This window comes from Pseudomonas sp. H2_A10 (assembly GCF_054680085.1).
On the sequence record NZ_CP162821.1, the window covers coordinates 201,134 to 217,374 of the forward strand.

The 16,241-nt window shown below is 61.7% G+C and carries 13 protein-coding genes and 1 pseudogene; 10 read left to right on the plus strand and 4 right to left on the minus strand.

The features are described 5' to 3' along the window. Positions 1–67: 67 nt before the first annotated feature. On the plus strand, positions 68–1,411 hold the full coding sequence (locus AB4O23_RS00980) for an MATE family efflux transporter (protein WP_460061775.1): 1,344 nt from the start codon (positions 68–70) through the stop codon (positions 1,409–1,411). A 129-nt stretch (positions 1,412–1,540) separates the two neighbouring features. Here the strand turns inward: AB4O23_RS00980 and speA are convergent, their stop codons facing one another. The 4 genes from speA to AB4O23_RS01000 form a co-directional block, all read right to left on the minus strand. Further along, positions 1,541–3,454: an arginine decarboxylase gene (gene speA / locus AB4O23_RS00985; protein WP_017527874.1), complete on the minus strand. Its 1,914-nt coding sequence runs from the start codon at positions 3,452–3,454 to the stop codon at positions 1,541–1,543. Between the two features lie 142 nt (positions 3,455–3,596). Beyond that, positions 3,597–3,968 (minus strand): translation initiation factor Sui1, encoded by a 372-nt coding sequence (locus AB4O23_RS00990; protein ID WP_017527875.1) that lies wholly within the window; start codon positions 3,966–3,968, stop codon positions 3,597–3,599. 178 nt (positions 3,969–4,146) lie between these two features. Beyond that, positions 4,147–4,683 (minus strand): NUDIX hydrolase, encoded by a 537-nt coding sequence (locus AB4O23_RS00995; RefSeq protein WP_065879411.1) that lies wholly within the window; start codon positions 4,681–4,683, stop codon positions 4,147–4,149. Between the two features lie 2 nt (positions 4,684–4,685). Next, positions 4,686–5,663 carry a DUF2333 family protein gene (locus AB4O23_RS01000; RefSeq protein WP_370671257.1) on the minus strand — a complete coding sequence of 326 codons (978 nt, stop codon included), beginning with the start codon at positions 5,661–5,663 and terminating at the stop codon, positions 4,686–4,688. A 391-nt stretch (positions 5,664–6,054) separates the two neighbouring features. On the opposite strand from AB4O23_RS01000, the gene AB4O23_RS01005 reads away from it, so the two are divergent. From AB4O23_RS01005 to fis, 9 genes and pseudogenes are all read left to right on the plus strand, one after another. Further along, positions 6,055–7,725: a response regulator gene (locus tag AB4O23_RS01005; RefSeq protein ID WP_065879413.1), complete on the plus strand. Its 1,671-nt coding sequence runs from the start codon at positions 6,055–6,057 to the stop codon at positions 7,723–7,725. Positions 7,726–9,224: 1,499 nt separating this feature from the next. Beyond that, positions 9,225–9,740: pseudogene (locus AB4O23_RS01010) on the plus strand (methyl-accepting chemotaxis protein); the annotation flags it as partial. A gap of 298 nt (positions 9,741–10,038) precedes the next feature. Then, entirely contained in the window at positions 10,039–10,533 is a 495-nt protein-coding gene (gene aroQ, locus AB4O23_RS01015) for a type II 3-dehydroquinate dehydratase (protein WP_460150366.1), read from the plus strand. Then, positions 10,520–10,981, plus strand: coding sequence for an acetyl-CoA carboxylase biotin carboxyl carrier protein (accB, locus tag AB4O23_RS01020; RefSeq protein ID WP_065879415.1), 462 nt, complete (start codon positions 10,520–10,522; stop codon positions 10,979–10,981). The genes aroQ and accB overlap by 14 nt, the downstream gene beginning before the upstream one ends. Positions 10,982–10,998: 17 nt before the next feature. After that, positions 10,999–12,360, plus strand: a complete 1,362-nt coding sequence (gene accC, locus AB4O23_RS01025) for an acetyl-CoA carboxylase biotin carboxylase subunit (protein ID WP_460150367.1) — start codon at positions 10,999–11,001, stop codon at positions 12,358–12,360. Between the two features lie 180 nt (positions 12,361–12,540). Beyond that, positions 12,541–13,419, plus strand: a complete 879-nt coding sequence (gene prmA, locus AB4O23_RS01030) for a 50S ribosomal protein L11 methyltransferase (RefSeq protein ID WP_068937848.1) — start codon at positions 12,541–12,543, stop codon at positions 13,417–13,419. A gap of 30 nt (positions 13,420–13,449) precedes the next feature. Next, the gene (locus AB4O23_RS01035; RefSeq protein WP_460061784.1) at positions 13,450–14,697 is read left to right on the plus strand and encodes a DUF3426 domain-containing protein; all 1,248 of its coding nucleotides are present in this window, start codon (positions 13,450–13,452) and stop codon (positions 14,695–14,697) included. A gap of 185 nt (positions 14,698–14,882) precedes the next feature. Continuing rightward, positions 14,883–15,896: a tRNA dihydrouridine synthase DusB gene (dusB, locus tag AB4O23_RS01040; protein WP_017527884.1), complete on the plus strand. Its 1,014-nt coding sequence runs from the start codon at positions 14,883–14,885 to the stop codon at positions 15,894–15,896. Continuing rightward, positions 15,893–16,213, plus strand: a complete 321-nt coding sequence (gene fis / locus AB4O23_RS01045) for a DNA-binding transcriptional regulator Fis (protein WP_017527885.1) — start codon at positions 15,893–15,895, stop codon at positions 16,211–16,213. Before dusB ends, fis begins: the two co-directional genes overlap by 4 nt. Positions 16,214–16,241 lie beyond the last annotated feature (28 nt).

Below are 16,241 nucleotides of genomic sequence, written 5' to 3' on the forward strand. Positions count from 1 at the left end.
CCCTCCCACATTCGCCCTGCTGCGCGGCTGATGGCCGGGTACAATGCCGCTCCCCCAAGGAGCCCGCATGCCCACCTTACTGACTGACTGGCGCGACCGCCCTACGCATCACCGTGTATGGGCTTTGGCCGCGCCGATGATTCTGTCGAATATCTCCGTGCCGCTGGTGGCGCTGGTGGACAGCATGGTCATCGGCCACTTGCCCCACGCCCATCAACTGGGCGCGGTGGCCGTCGGGGCCAGCCTGTATACATTCCTTGCCTGGGCCATGGGCTTTTTGCGCATGGGCTCTACCGGGTTCGCCGCCCAGGCCGCCGGGCGCAATGATGGCGCGGCACTGCGGCAGATCCTGTTGCAAGGTTTGCTGCTGGCGCTGGGCCTGGCGATGCTGCTCGGCACCGTGGGCATTCCGCTGAGCCACCTGGCCCTGGAATGGATGCAGCCCTCGCCCGAATTGAACCAACTGACCCGCGACTTCTTCCACACGCGTCTGTTCGGCCTGCCCGCCGCGCTGGCCAGCTATGCCTTGGTCGGCTGGTTCCTCGGCACGCAGAACGCCCGCGCACCGCTGGCGATCCTGCTGACCACCAACCTGGTGAATATTGCGCTGAACCTGTGGTTTGTCCTCGACCTGGACTGGGGCGTGGTCGGCTCCGCCCGCGCCTCGGTGATCGCCGAATGGACCGGCGCCCTGCTCGGCCTGGCGCTCACGCAAAAAGCCCTGCGCGCCTACCCCGGCCATATCGCCTGGGCCGCGTTGAAGCGGTGGCACAGCTGGCGCCCACTGCTGGCGGTAAACCGCGACATCTTTATCCGCAGCCTGGCGCTGCAGTCGGTGTTCTTTATGATCACCGTACAAGGCGCACGCCTGGGGGATGCCACGGTGGCCGCCAATGCCTTGCTGCTCAATGGGCTGTTGCTGACCGCGCATGCCCTGGACGGCCTGGCTCACGCCGTCGAAGCCCTGTGCGGGCACGCCATCGGCGCCCGAGACCGCCAAGCCCTGCGCCGCTCGCTGGTAGTGGCCGGCGGTTGGTCGCTGATCGCCAGCGTTGGCTTTGCGCTGTTGTTTACCTTGGCCGGGCACGTGTTTATCGCCATGCAAACCGATATCCCCAGCGTGCGCGAAACGGCTGACCTCTACCTGCCTTACCTGGCGGTACTGCCGTTGATTGCGGTGTGGAGTTATTTGCTCGATGGCTTGTTTATCGGCGCAACGCGCGCGCGCGAAATGCGCAATGGGATGGTGCTGACGGTGTTGTTGGTGCTGCCGATTGCCTGGGCGTTGCAGGGGCTGGGCAACCACGGGCTGTGGATAACTTTCCTGCTGTTCATGGCGGTGCGCAGTTTGACGCTGTGGGCGATTGCCTGGCGGCTGAATCGCCAAGGGCTTTGGCTGGGAGCTAACTGAAGAAATACAATCCAAATGTGGGAGGGGGCTTGCTCCCGATAGCAGAGTGTCAGGCAACTAAATTGTTGCTGATATACCGTTATCGGGAGCAAGCCCCCTCCCACATTTTTAAATCTGTATCAGTTGATGTTACGAGGACAGGTAGGAGGAGCGGGTCAAGCCAAGACGCAGCGCATCCAGGAACTGGGTGCGCTCAGACGCCGAGATCTTCGCACTCGCACACTTGTCACGGTAATGCGTCATCAATTCCTCCGGCGACAAGTGCACGTAGCGCAGCATGTCTTCGATGGTGTCGTGGGTCTCGATCCCGGCGCTGTACACCGAACCGTCTTCACGCTGGTAGATGTTCACCGAGTCGGTGTCACCGAACAGGTTATGCATGTCGCCCAGAATCTCCTGGTAGGCACCCACCAGGAAGATGCCCAGCAGGTAGTCCTCGCCTTCATTCAAGGCATGTACCGGCAGGCTGGTCTCGATGCTCTGCTCGTCGACGTATTGCTTGATCTTGCCGTCGGAGTCGCAGGTCAGGTCTTGCAGCACGGCACGGCGCAGTGGTTCTTCGTCGAGGCGATGCAGCGGCAGGATCGGCAGCACCTGGCCGATCGCCCACGTGTCCGGCAGGCTCTGGAACACCGAGAAGTTACAGATGTACTTGTCGGCCAGCTTGTCGTTGAGTTCGTCCAGCACCTGGCGGTGCGAGCGCTGGCGAGCCTTGAGCGAGTTGTGCAGGCGGCGGCACACGGCGAAGTAGCATTGCTCGGCCAGGGCTTTCTCGGCCAGGGTCAGCTTGCCATCGGCGTACTGGGTGGCCACGTCGCTCATGTAGTGGGTAGCGCGCCAGTAGGTTTCGGTGACCATCTCGATATCGGTGGGGCCGAGCAGGTCCACCAGCCATTGCACGGTTTCCGGCAGGCTTTCCTTGTTCTCGATCTTTGGGATTTCGTCGTTGTGTTTCTCCACGTCGGTGACCTGCACCACCAGCATGGCGTGGTGCGCGGTCAGGGAGCGGCCGCTTTCGGAGAAAATGTGCGGGTGCGGCAGGCTCTGCGCGTCGCAGAATTCCTTGAGCATGCCCACGACCACACCGGCGTAGTCGTCCATGTCGTAGTTGATCGAGCTGGCATTGCGCGAGTGGGTGCCGTCGTAATCCACGCCCAGGCCACCGCCGACGTCGATGTGATCCACCGGCAGGCCGAGGTTGCGCAGTTCGCCGTAGTAACGAATGGCTTCCTTGAAGCCGTGCTGGTAGTCGGCCAGGTTGGCGATCTGCGAGCCCATGTGGAAGTGCAACAGGCGGATGCCCTGGTCCAGGCCGGCCGCGCGGAAACGCTCGACCACCGACAGCAATTGCGCCGCCGACAGGCCGAACTTGGACTTCTCGCCACCGGTGTCCGCCCACTTGCTCGACGCCAGCGACGACAAGCGCACACGCAGGCCGACCTGCGGCTTGACCTTGAGGCTGGCGGCCTCTTCGATCACCAGGCCGACTTCGGATTCTTTTTCGATCACGATGAATACGTTGTGGCCAAGCTTCTGGCCCATCAGCGCGAGGCGGATGAACTCACGGTCCTTGTAACCGTTGCAGACGATGGTGCCGCCCTTCGGCGCCAGGGCCAGCACGGCCAGCAACTCGGGCTTGGAACCGGCTTCCAGGCCGATGGACACGTTCTGGGTGGCGATGATGTTTTCGATCACCGCTTCCTGCTGGTTCACCTTGATCGGGTACAGCGCGGTGTACTTGCTCTGGTATTCCAGGCGCTCGATGTTGGCATCGAAGGCGCCGGTCAGTTGGCGCACGCGGTCTTGCAGGATATCGGGAAAGCGCACCAGCAATGGCAACGACAGGCCGCTTTTGCGCAACTGGTCGACTTGCTCGTACAGGTCGACGGGCGTGCTGTTCGGGCCGTTCGGACGGACTTCAACGCGACCGGCGTCATTGATCGCGAAATATCCGGCCCCCCAATGGCGAATCCCGTAAACACTGCGGCTGTCCGCAACTGTCCATTGGCTGCCATCGTCTTTGCGTGTGCGTCGTACGGACATCGAAGTCCCCTATAAATGAAGGCGAAGGCGCCACCCCTCGTGGAGGCTGGCGCAGTCTAAAGAATGAAAATGACGATTTGCCTGTAAGAAGGTCAGACCCCACTCGCAGGACAGAGTTTAGACACAGGTTGGGAAGCGGCTGTCAGCCGCCGGACTTCTTGGCCTTGTAACCCAGCTTGATCAGCTCGGCCAACAGCAGTTCGACGTGATCGCCCTGGATCTCGATGACCCCGTCTTTCAACGCGCCACCGGTGCCGCAACGCTTTTTCAGCGCGGTGGCCAGTTCCTTCAGCGCCTCTTCAGCCAGCGGCACGCCGGTGATGGTGGTCACCGTCTTGCCGCCACGGCCCTTGCTCTCGCGTCGCACGCGGGCAATACCGTCGCCTTCAGGGATCAGGGTCTGTTTGCAGGTGCACGAACCCACGGGCTGACGACAGTCCGGGCAGTGTCGACCTGCATCGGTGGAAAATACCAGGCCACCAAGGGCGGCGAAGGATGCGGCTTTTTTGGCCACCGGCAATCCTCTTGGGAGGATGAAGACTGATCGGCGCGCCAAGCGTCACCGACCGCGAAGCCCCACTCAGGCAGGGGCAGCGCTACCGAGTCGCCAAGGCGGCTCGGGTGAAAAGTCGCGCAGTGTAACGGCAAAAAGCGAAGTTGCTAAGAGCCAAATGGCGCCAATTCATGCAAGTTTAGCGACGCAAGGCCAGATAGCGCCGCAAGCCCTCTTGAGCATCCGGGCAGTAAGGCTTTTGCGCAGCCTCTTGCAGCACCGTTTCGATGGGTAAAAAGCGCGCCTCCATGACTTCTTCAGGCTGCAAGTGCAGGGGGCCATCCCACACGGCGGAGTAGGACATGCACCACAGGCGGCTATCGCCATCCTCAAAATAAAAGTGGTCGTGCTCGACCAGCTCCACCCCGCTCACGCCGAGTTCTTCAGCCAATTCCCGCTGCGCCGACTGGGCATAACTCTCCCCCGCCGCCACCATGCCACCGGCCGCCGTGTCCCAGAAACCTGGGTACAGCGCCTTGCTCAAGGTGCGCCGATGCACACACAGCTCACCTCGGGTGTTGAACAGGAAGATAAAGGTGCAGCGGCCGATCAGGCCGCGCTGGCGAAGGTCAGACCGGACAAGGTGACCGAGCAGGTTGTCCTGCTCGTCGACCCAGCAGATCAGTTCGGCATCGGAGGCCGCGCGGTGGGCGGCCTCCTTCTGAGCGGCGTCCATCATCAACCCTGGTTGAGGAGCTGACGCAAATCGATCACTGCAGCGTTGGCCCTGGAAATGTAGTTGGCCATCACCAGCGAGTGGTTCGCCAGCACACCGAAGCCGCTGCCATTCAGAATCATGGGGCTCCACACCGGTTCCTGCGAGGCCTCCAGTTCACGAATGATCTGGCGCACGCTGACGGTGGCGTTTTTCTTGGCGAGTACGTCGGCAAAGTCGACTTCGATGGCGCGCAGCAGGTGAGACAACGCCCACGCCTGGCCACGGGCTTCGTAGAACACGTTGTCGATCTGCATCCATGGCGTCTCCACCACTTCTTCATCGACCTGCGGCACTTCACCCGGCGCCAGGGCTTCGGTTTTCAGTGCGGTGTTCAACTTGACCCGACCGACGCTGGCCGACAGGCGTTGCGACAATGAGCCCAGACGGGTGGCGACATCGCCCAGCCAGTTGTTCAGGTTGTCGGCACGCGCATAAAACAGCGCGCCGCGCTGGTTCGGGTCGGACAGGCGCGCTTCATAACGGTTCAGGGAGTTGATGCCTTCCTGGTATTCGGACTCGCTGGACGGCAGCACCCAACTCTTGTTGTCAAAGTTGAAACGCGGCTCGGCCTTGGCCAGGTCGGCGTCTTCAGCCGATTGCGACTGGGAGCGGGCAAAGTCCTTGCGCAGGGCGCGGGTCAGGTCACGCACCTGCACCAGCACGCCGTATTCCCAGCTGGGCATGTTGTCCATCCACAGGCCTGGCGGGAAACGGTCGTTGGAAATATAGCCGCCGGGCTTGTTCAGCAAGGTGCCGACCACGGTCTTGAGGGTTTCAACGGTGGTGTAGCCCACCACCATCTGCTTGCCTTCCTTCTCGGCGGCAAGCTGGGCGTTTTGCTGGACCGGGAACAGCGCCGGCTCTTCGCTCCAGTACCAGCCCAGGGCGCCGGTGACCAACAGGTACAGGCCGAGCACGCTGAGCACCGCTCGGCTCATCAGCAGAGTACGAAAATAGCTGCGGTTGGCCGACTTGGGCTCAGGGGCGGGGCCTTTGGCACTGCCTGCACGGTTTTTCCAGTCCAGCATGGCGATATCCTTTCAATCACTTGAGTTCATGCACTTTAAAAGGCGGCGTGCGTTCACACACTCCGACAGCAACCCTACCCCATCGTGCCAGCCAATGCGGGGCTTTTCGTCAAACTGGCGCGCCTGGGGAGTTGGACTATAAAGGATGCACGCTTTTTACGCTGCGCGACCGGCCGGTCATCAACTGAATGTCGGGATATGCGCAGTTAATTGATGTATGACACTGATGCGATTCGAAAGAGGTGCTAGCATAGAGCCATCATTTTCGATCTCAGCATGCACCCTTACTAGCAGTCAGGATATGACCGAGTCAGAAGACCCCAGCCGTGAGCGTCTCAAGCAGCACTTTGCCCAGCGGGTAATTCATCAGGCACGTCAAATTCTTGAGATCTGGCAGCGCCTGCAACGCAGCGAATGGTCGAACGCCGACTTCAGCGAACTCAGCGAAGCCAACCTGCGCCTGCTGCGCTTTGCCGAGCGCTTTGAACAACCGGAGCACGGCCAGCTGGCGCGCCATATTGGCGAGTCGCTGAAGGCCGTGGACGAAAACCGCGGGCGCCTGAGCAGCCAACTGATCACCGAACTCAACCGCCTGATGCAGCGCCTGTCCCGCACCGGCCTGCGTCAAGGCGACCAGTTGGAACAGACGCTCCTGCCGCCGATGCGCAAGCCGATCTACGTGATGCTGGCCGATCACGACCGCGCCGAGCGCCTGGCCAAGCAGCTGGAATTTTTTGGCCTGAGCGCGCAGTCGCTGGACAGCGTGGCGGCATTTCGTGCATCGATGGCCGAGCGCTTGCCGTCGGCGATTGTGATGGACGTGGATTTCTGCGGCGCAGGCCTGGGCCTCAAGCTCGCCGCCGAAGCCCAGGAAGGCCTGGAGCACAAGCTGCCGCTGCTGTTTTTCAGCCTGCACGAAACCGACACCCCAACCCGACTGGCGGCCGTGCGCGCCGGTGGCCAGGAGTTCCTCACCGGCACCCTGGAAGCCTCCAGCCTGCTGGAAAAGATCGAAGTGCTGACCTGCGTCGCTCAGTACGAACCCTACAAAGTGCTAATCATCGACGACTCACGGGCCCAGGCGCTGCACACCGAGCGTCTGCTCAACAGCGCCGGCATCGTCACCCGCACCCTGATCGAGCCGATCCAGGCCATGGCCGAGCTGGCGGATTTCCAGCCCGACCTGATCATCCTCGACATGTATATGCCCGCATGCACCGGTACCGAGCTGGCCAAGGTGATCCGCCACAACGACCGCTATGTGAGCGTGCCGATCATCTACCTGTCGGCCGAAGATGACCTGGATAAACAGCTGGATGCCATGAGTGAAGGCGGCGACGACTTCCTCACCAAGCCGATCAAGCCACGCCACCTGATCACCACCGTGCGTAACCGCGCGGCCCGCGCACGCCACCTCAAGGCGCGGATGGTGCGCGACAGCCTGACCGGCCTGTACAACCACACCCATATCCTGCAACTGCTCGAAGACTGCAGCTTCCGCGCACGCCGCGAGAACAAGCCGCTGAGCTTTGCCATGCTCGATATCGACCACTTCAAGCGCGTCAATGACAGCCATGGCCACCCCATGGGCGACCGCGTGATCAAGAGCCTGGCGCTGTTTCTCAAGCAGCGGTTGCGCAAGACCGACTATATCGGGCGCTACGGCGGTGAAGAATTTGCCATTGTGATGCCCGACACCGACCTGGAGTCGGCCTGCAAAGTGCTGGACGAGATCCGTGGGCGCTTTGCCGAAATCCATTATCCGGCCCAGCCCCAGGACTTATGGTGCACCTTCAGCGCCGGGCTGGTGGAGCTGTGCGATGACTCCGACAGCTTGATGATGGCCGCTCAGGCGGACGAAGCGCTGTACCGCGCCAAGGGCGCAGGACGCAATCGTGTACAGGCCGCGCGCACACCAAAGCAAAGTGCCACTTTTTCACCGGAATCCACTGATTCCGTCATAACTTTGTAATGTAAATGCAATAACTTCAGGCACTTACCTTTTGCTGTCGGTTGAAACCCCGCATGCGCCTGAAGCTGCTGACCAATCTCAATACCCTTCTTCTGGTGGCCGTGTGCCTGGCACTCGGGGCGACGCTGTGGTGGTCGCAACGCGCGCTGGAACGCCCGTATCTATTGATGGAACGCTACCTGGGGCTGTCGCAGAGCTTTCAGAACCAGGCCGCGCGCAATATCGACGACTACCTGGCCAGCGGCGACGCCCTGCGCTTGAGCAGCGCCAGCCAGAGCCTGGAAAACCTGCTGCGGGACCTGAATGAATTGCCCGCCGAGCTGGCGCAAAATCTGCGCCCCAGCCTGGTAGAGCTGGACGCCTTCAGCAAAACCGACCTGCTCGCCGCCGGCAAGTTGGCCGGCGACCCGCAAGCCCTGTTGCTGCAAGCCGAACGCGAACTGGGCGCGAACCTGGAGCAATTGGGCCAGTACGCCATGGGCGTGAACGCCCCCGAAGCAGCGCGTTATCTGCCGCCGCTGCTGGCCGCATCCCAGCATCTGGGCAAACTGTCCCTGGCGCGCGACAAACTGGTGAGCAGCGGACGCGCGGAACTGGCCGCTGACGTGGAGCGCGAAGTCGGCAGTATCCGCAGCCAGGCTGACCTGCTGGAGCAACTGCCCTTGCTCGGCGTCAAAACCAGTACCGAATCCAACACCGACGATTTTTCCGCCCTGATGGGCCTGCAAAACAGCGAAAAAACCGAAGCCCAGGACACCGGCGTCGACCTCAAGCGCGAACTCAACAGCTTGCTGACCCGCTACCCCGCCGAACTCCAGCGCACCCGCGAGCAGATCCAGAAACGCGCCGACCTGGCCGCCGCCACCCATCTGAAAATCAGCGCGGTGCAACAGGCCATCGCCGGTCTTGAGCCGGTGGTGCGCGCACAACACGCCATTATCCAGGGCGAAGTGCGCGTGATGCAGGGCGTGATGATCGGCTTGATCCTGCTGATTGCGCTGCTGATCGACACCTTGCAACGGCGCCTGGCGCGCGTGCTGACCAACCTGGCGCCGGCCCTGTCGACCTGGGGCGAAGGCGACTTCAGCCAGCCGATCGCCCTGGGCAAGACCAACCGCGAACTGCACGATATCGAAGCCTCACTGAACCGCTTGCGCGCCTACCTGGCGGACCTGGTGGGCACTATTCGCGGCAATGCCCAGGAAGTGGCCGGCAGCAGTCGCGCCCTCGCCGAACTGAGCAGCGGCTTGCACGACGGCGCCGAGCGCCAGGCCGGGGACACCGCGCAGATTCGTGACTCGCTGGGCGAACTGGAGGCCACCATCCAGCAAGTGGCCGGCGATGCCAGCCAGGCCGCCGGCGCCAGCCGCAGTGCGGGCCAGGCCGTGGAGCAAGGCCAACGGGTGATAGGCCTGAGCCTCACCGGCCTGCACGCGCTGGTGGGAGAAGTGCAGCAAAACGCGCAGATGATCGAAAAACTCGCCGCCGAGTCCGCCACCATCGGCGGCGTGCTCACCGTGATTCGCTCGATTGCCGACCAGACCAACCTGCTGGCACTCAATGCCGCGATCGAGGCCGCTCGCGCCGGGGAAGCAGGCCGTGGGTTTGCGGTAGTCGCCGATGAAGTGCGCACACTGGCCCAACGCACGGCGGGCGCCACCGCTGAAATCCAGGGTTTGATCAGCGGCCTGCAAACCGCCGCCCACCAGTCGGTGGAAGGCATGCGCGCGCAGGTCGAACATGCCGAAGCCACCGCCCAGCAGGCCCAGGCGGCCGACGGCGCGCTGGATGAAATCGTCGGGGCGATCCAGACAATTTCCGACACGGCGGTACGCATTGCCGATGTGACCGCGCAGCAGAGCGGCGCCGTGAGCGAAATTCGCGACAACAGCGAAAGAATTCACCAGTTGGGTGAGGATAATTTGCTGCGTATCGGCCAGGGCCGCCGCCAGGGCGAACACCTGTTGGCGCTGGGTGGGCAGCTCAATACGGCGGTGCAGGCCTTCCGCGTTTGAACCGACCTCATGCCAAATACAGTTCAACATGTGGGAGGGGGCTTGCTCTCGATAGCGGTGGATCAGTTACAGATAGTGAGACTGACACACTGCAATCGGGGGGCAAGCCCCCTCCCACATTTGATCTCCTGGGGGTTCAAAACCGTGTTGGCAATGACCAGACTGGAGAACTGGGTCACATATTTTTCGCAATCCTCGCTAATCGTGCGGCCTACTGCATAGAACTGGACAGTCACAAAGGCTTTGCGGCATAGTCGCCGGGTTCTGCCGTACTCCCCTCAATAACAAGGAACAGCCGATGGCGACCTTACTGGTTCTTCACGGACCCAACCTGAACCTGCTCGGCACCCGTGAACCGGGCGTCTACGGGGCAGTGACCCTGGATCAGATCAACCTCGATCTGGAACGACGGGCCCGTGAAGCCGGCCACCATCTGCTCTACCTGCAAAGCAATGCCGAGTATGAATTGATTGATCGCATCCATGCCGCGCGCGGCGAAGGCGTGGACTTTATCCTGATCAATCCCGCCGCTTTTACGCATACAAGCGTTGCATTACGTGACGCGCTGCTGGCGGTGAGCATCCCATTCATCGAAGTGCATTTATCGAACGTGCACAAACGCGAACCTTTCCGCCATCACTCTTACTTCTCCGACGTAGCAGTAGGAGTGATCTGCGGCCTTGGCGCCAGCGGTTACCGACTGGCCCTGGAGGCCGCCCTGGAACAGCTTGAAGAACAGGCTAAACGCCCCCTGACCGACCCTTGGGAGTTGATGATTCATGGATATCCGTAAAGTTAAGAAATTGATCGAACTGCTGGAAGAATCCGGTATCGACGAGCTGGAAATCAAGGAAGGCGAAGAGTCCGTACGGATCAGCCGCCACAGCAAAACCCCGGCCCAACAGTTCTACGCACCGCAGATGCAAGCACCGGCTCCCGCCGCTGCTGCTCCGGCTGCCGCGCCTGCCGCCGCTGCACCTGCCGCCCCAGCCGCGCCTGTGCTGAACGGTTTCGTGGCCAAGTCGCCAATGGTCGGTACCTTCTACCGCACCCCCGCGCCGGGCTCGCCAGCCTTCGTTGAAGTCGGCAAAACCGTGAAAGTGGGCGACACCCTCTGCATCGTTGAAGCGATGAAGATGATGAACCACATCACGGCCGAAAAAGCCGGCGTCATCGAATCCATCCTGGTAGAAAACGGTCAGCCGGTTGAGTACGACCAGCCGCTGTTCACCATCGTTTGAACCGCGGAGCGCCTTCGATGTTGAAACCTGCGAAGAAACTGCAAAAAGTCCTGATCGCCAACCGCGGCGAGATCGCGCTGCGGATCCTGCGCGCCTGTAAGGAAGAGGGCATCAAGACCGTCGCTGTTTACTCGACGGCCGATACCGAATTGATGCACGTGAAACTGGCGGACGAAAGCCTCTGCATCGGCCCGCCACTGGCCTCGAACTCGTACCTGAACATCCCGAACATCATCGCCGCGGCAGAAGTGACCGGCGCTGATGGCATCCACCCTGGTTACGGCTTCCTCGCGGAAAACGCCGATTTCGCCGAACAGGTGGAAAAATCCGGGTTCGCGTTCATCGGCCCTAAAGCCGAAACCATTCGCCTGATGGGCGACAAGGTCTCGGCCAAGGACGCCATGATCGCAGCCGGCGTGCCAACCGTTCCAGGCTCCGACGGCCCACTGCCTGAAGACGAGGAAACCGCCCTGCGCATTGGTCGCGAAGTCGGTTACCCGGTGATCATCAAGGCCGCCGGTGGCGGTGGTGGTCGCGGCATGCGTGTGGTGCACAAGGAAGAAGACCTGATCGAAGCCGCCAAGCAGACCCGTGCGGAAGCCGGCGCCTGGTTCGGCAACCCGATGGTCTACCTGGAAAAGTACCTGACCAACCCACGTCACGTGGAAGTCCAGGTACTGTCCGACGGCCAGGGCCATGCCATCCACCTGGGCGACCGTGATTGCTCGCTGCAACGCCGTCACCAGAAGGTGTTGGAAGAAGCGCCGGCACCGGGCCTGGACGAGAAAGCCCGCCAGGAAGTGCTGGCTCGCTGCGTCAAGGCGTGCATCGACATCAACTACCGTGGCGCCGGCACCTTCGAGTTCCTCTACGAGAACGGTCGTTTCTACTTCATCGAGATGAACACTCGCGTGCAGGTAGAGCACCCGGTGTCGGAGATGGTCACCGGTATCGACATCGTCAAGGAGATGCTGAGCATCGCCGCCGGTAACGTGCTGTCCTTCACCCAGGCTGACGTGAAGATTCACGGCCACTCCCTGGAATGCCGGATCAACGCCGAAGACCCGAAAACCTTTATGCCGAGCCCAGGCCTGGTCAAGCATTTCCACGCGCCCGGCGGCAACGGCGTACGTGTGGATTCGCACCTGTACAGCGGCTACAAGGTTCCGTCCAACTACGACTCGTTGATCGGCAAGCTGATCACCTGGGGCGCCACCCGCGACGAGGTCATGGCCCGCATGCGTAACGCCCTGGACGAAATCGTGGTCGACGGCATCAAGACCAACGTCCCGCTGCACCGGGACCTGGTCCGCGATGAAGGCTTCTGCGAAGGTGGTGTGAACATTCACTACCTGGAACACAAACTGGCCAACCAGTAAGTGCTCCACCCAACAAAACCGCCTTCGGGCGGTTTTGTTGTTTCTGCGCGCTCGATCTTGAAGATGTACACCCTGCAAATGTGTTCAGTCAGTACAGTCGTCTTCTGCCGTGAGCTCGCGTAAACTTGCGCGCTTTCGCGACTCTGCGGTCGCACACTCATTTTTTCAAAGGTGCCCGCCATGCCTTGGCTGCAAGTCCGTCTCGCCATCAGCCCAGAACAAGCCGAAACCTACGAAGACGCTTTCCTCGAAGTGGGCGCTGTGTCGGTGACTTTCATGGACGCCGAAGACCAGCCGATCTTCGAACCCGAGCTGAACACGACCCCACTGTGGTCTCACACCCACTTGCTGGCCCTGTTCGAAGACGGCACCGATGCCGCCGCCGTGCTGGCCCATATGGAGCTGCTTACCGGCAGCCCGTTGCCGGAGCACCACAGTGAAGTGATCGAAGACCAGGACTGGGAACGCAGCTGGATGGACAACTTCCAGCCGATGCGTTTCGGCCAGCGCCTGTGGATCGTGCCAAGCTGGCACGCCGCACCGGAGCCCGAGGCGGTCAACCTGCTGCTGGACCCGGGCCTGGCCTTCGGCACCGGCACCCACCCCACCACCGCGCTGTGCCTGGAATGGCTGGACGGCCAGGACCTGACCGACAGCCACGTGCTGGACTTCGGCTGCGGCTCGGGGATCCTGGCGATTGCCGCCCTGCTGTTGGGCGCCAAGGATGCCGTGGGTACCGATATCGACGTGCAGGCGCTGGAAGCCTCCCGCGATAACGCCGGGCGCAACAATATCCCTGAAGGCAAATTCCCACTCTACCTGCCTGAAGATCTGCCCCAGGTGCAGGCCGATGTGCTGGTGGCGAACATCCTCGCCGGGCCGCTGGTTTCCCTGGCGCCGCAGCTGTCGAGCCTGGTCAAGTCCGGCGGGCGCCTGGCGTTGTCGGGCATCCTCGCAGAACAGGGCGAAGATGTAGCCGCCGCGTATGCCAAGGATTTCGAGTTGGACCCGATCGCCAACCGTGACGGCTGGGTACGCATCAGCGGGCGTCGGCGCTAGAATGAGCGCTTGCCTGAATCGGATGGCCGCATGACCGACAGTTTCGTCACCCAGTGCCCGCATTGCCAAGCCCGTTTCCGCGTCAACCACGCCCAGTTGAGCGTGGCCCGTGGCGTGGTACGTTGCGGCTCGTGCCTGCAAGTGTTCAACGCCGCTCGCCAGTTGCTCGAGCAGCGCGCCCATGCGCCGGCGCCGGGGCAGCCGACCGCGGCCGAGCCAAGGCCCGAAGCGGTGCCCGAGCCACAGCGGGCAATCAGCCAGAAACAGTGGACCGCCGAAGAGCTGGACCTGGACAACCTGGACCTGGATAAAGAACTGGCCAAGCTGGAACGCCGCGAGATTCAGCACACCCTGCCCGTGGGCGCGGAACGCCGTCAGCCCGGCGCCGAGCGTCGGCAAAAAGACGACGCCCTCAGCGCCACTCGCGAAACCGTCAAGGCCGATGAAGAAAAATGGGCCGCCAGCCTGTTCAGCGAACCGCCTGAAGAACGCGCCACTCACGCTGAAGACGAGCCCGAGCCGATTAAAGGCCCTGCGACAAAACAGCGCACCGAACCGTCCATGTCGCCGCACACTGACGAGATCGACGACGAACCACCGCTGCACTCAACCCCAGACGATGACGAGCGCGACCCGCCGTTCACTCCCCTGACAGCCGCGGCACAGGAACCGGAGCCCGAAGAGCGCCCGCAACCCCGCCGCAAGCGTCCGCGCCCCGAAGCCGGAATCCACGACGAGCTGCTTCAGGACCTGGAAGACGACCCGCTGCACCTGTATGCGCAAAAACGCCCGCAGGGCTGGGGCCGTCGCCTGATCTGGATACTGCTGGTGCTGATCGCCGCCGCCGGCCTGGCCGTCCAATACATTGCTTACCAATTCGACGACCTGGCCCGCCAGGACGCCTACCGCCCATGGTTCCAGCAACTGTGCCCCACACTGGGCTGCACGGTGCCATCACGGGTTGATATCGCCCATATCAAGAGCAGCAACCTGGTGGTGCGCAGCCATCCGGAGTTCGCCGGCGCGCTGGTGGTGGATGCGATCATCTACAACCGCGCGACATTCTCCCAGCCCTTCCCCCTGCTGGAGCTGCGGTTTGCCGACCTCAATGGCAACCTGATCGCCAGTCGTCGCTTCAAACCCGCCGAATACCTGAGCGGCGAACTGGCCGGTGTGAGCGAAATGCCATCGCAAACCCCGATTCATATCTCCCTGGATATCCTCGACCCAGGCAATAAAGCCGTGAATTACAGCTTGAGCTTCCATTCTCCAGAGTGAATCGGCGGATGCACCGAAGCTTGACGGTGGAATATTGACTTCACGCCGCGCAACCAAACCGGTAGCGATAAAGAATTAACTGTTCAGATTTTATCCAATTCAGCCTTTATCCAGTCATCGAGAGCGGGTATCATGCCAACCCTTTTTCGAACTCTAATGATCCGGCCCCACAACAGGGAAGTCCTATGTCGGCGGTACGCATCGGCCCATATACATTGCAGAACGGCTTGATTCTCGCCCCGATGGCGGGCGTCACCGACCAGCCCTTTCGTCAGCTCTGCAAACGTTTGGGCGCGGGTCTTGTAGTCTCGGAAATGGTCACCAGTGACATGAGTTTGTGGAACACCCGCAAATCGCGGATGCGCATGATCCACGAAGGTGATCCCGAGCCCCGCTCGGTACAGATCGCCGGTGGTGACGCGCAGATGCTGGCGGATGCGGCCCGAGCCAACGTGGAGCTGGGCGCACAGATCATCGATATCAACATGGGCTGCCCGGCCAAGAAGGTCTGTAACAAGGCTGCCGGTTCCGCCCTGTTGAAAGATGAGCAGTTGGTTGCCGAGATCCTGCAGGCCGTTGTCGCCGCCGTGGATGTGCCGGTGACCCTGAAGATTCGTACCGGCTGGGACCGGGACAACAAGAATGGCCTGACGGTGGCGAAGATCGCCGAACAGGCGGGCATTACAGCGCTGGCGGTGCATGGCCGCACCCGCGCCGACCTTTATACCGGTGAAGCCGAGTACGACACCATCGCCGCGATCAAGCAGGCGGTGTCGATGCCGGTATTTGCCAATGGCGATATCGACTCAGCCGAGAAAGCCCGGCGCGTGCTGCACGCAACCGGTGCCGATGGTTTGTTGATAGGCCGGGCCGCCCAGGGGCGCCCGTGGATTTTTCGTGAGATCGAACACTTTCTGCGTACCGGCGAAGTCCTGCCGGCACCGGAGTTGGTCGAGGTGGAACGTATTCTGCTAGAGCATCTGGCTGCCCTTCACACTTTCTATGGGGATGTGATGGGCGTACGCATTGCTCGCAAGCATGTGGGTTGGTATCTCGCAACCCTGCCGGGCGCCAGGGAGTTTCGCGCCGGGTTCAATCGTTTGGATGAAACGCAAGCACAGGTCACCGCCGTTCGTGAGTTTTTTGCCGAACGAGACAAGAGCCTGAGAGCAGGGGACGGAGAGGGGGTGGCCGCATGACGATCATGACCGAGACTTTAGTGAGTGGAACAACACCCGTGAGCGACAACGTCAATTTGAAACAGCACCTCAACACGCCGAGCGAAGAAGGCCAGACCCTTCGCGGGAGCGTTGAAAAGGCGCTGCACAATTATTTCGCCCACCTTGAGGGCGCTTCAGTCACGGACGTGTACAACCTGGTGCTCTCCGAAGTCGAGGCGCCCTTGCTCGAAAGCGTGATGAACTACGTCAAGGGCAACCAGACCAAAGCCAGTGAGCTGCTGGGCCTCAACCGTGGCACCTTGCGCAAAAAGCTCAAGCAATACGATTTGCTGTAAGCATTCAATCAAACCAGAAAGGCGCCCG

Excerpts from the sequence above, each read along its gene's own strand:
- AB4O23_RS01000 (WP_370671257.1), bottom strand. The coding sequence starts at position 5,663 with ATGAGCCGAGCGGTGCTCAGCGTGCTCGGCCTGTACCTGTTGGTCACC.
- dusB (WP_017527884.1), top strand. The coding sequence starts at position 14,883 with ATGTCGGCGGTACGCATCGGCCCATATACATTGCAGAACGGCTTGATT.
- AB4O23_RS00995 (WP_065879411.1), bottom strand. The coding sequence starts at position 4,683 with ATGGACGCCGCTCAGAAGGAGGCCGCCCACCGCGCGGCCTCCGATGCC.
- AB4O23_RS00980 (WP_460061775.1), top strand. The coding sequence starts at position 68 with ATGCCCACCTTACTGACTGACTGGCGCGACCGCCCTACGCATCACCGT.
- speA (WP_017527874.1), bottom strand. The coding sequence starts at position 3,454 with ATGTCCGTACGACGCACACGCAAAGACGATGGCAGCCAATGGACAGTT.
- aroQ (WP_460150366.1), top strand. The coding sequence starts at position 10,039 with ATGGCGACCTTACTGGTTCTTCACGGACCCAACCTGAACCTGCTCGGC.
- AB4O23_RS01035 (WP_460061784.1), top strand. The coding sequence starts at position 13,450 with ATGACCGACAGTTTCGTCACCCAGTGCCCGCATTGCCAAGCCCGTTTC.
- fis (WP_017527885.1), top strand. The coding sequence starts at position 15,893 with ATGACGATCATGACCGAGACTTTAGTGAGTGGAACAACACCCGTGAGC.
- accC (WP_460150367.1), top strand. The coding sequence starts at position 10,999 with ATGTTGAAACCTGCGAAGAAACTGCAAAAAGTCCTGATCGCCAACCGC.
- accB (WP_065879415.1), top strand. The coding sequence starts at position 10,520 with ATGGATATCCGTAAAGTTAAGAAATTGATCGAACTGCTGGAAGAATCC.
- prmA (WP_068937848.1), top strand. The coding sequence starts at position 12,541 with ATGCCTTGGCTGCAAGTCCGTCTCGCCATCAGCCCAGAACAAGCCGAA.
- AB4O23_RS01005 (WP_065879413.1), top strand. The coding sequence starts at position 6,055 with ATGACCGAGTCAGAAGACCCCAGCCGTGAGCGTCTCAAGCAGCACTTT.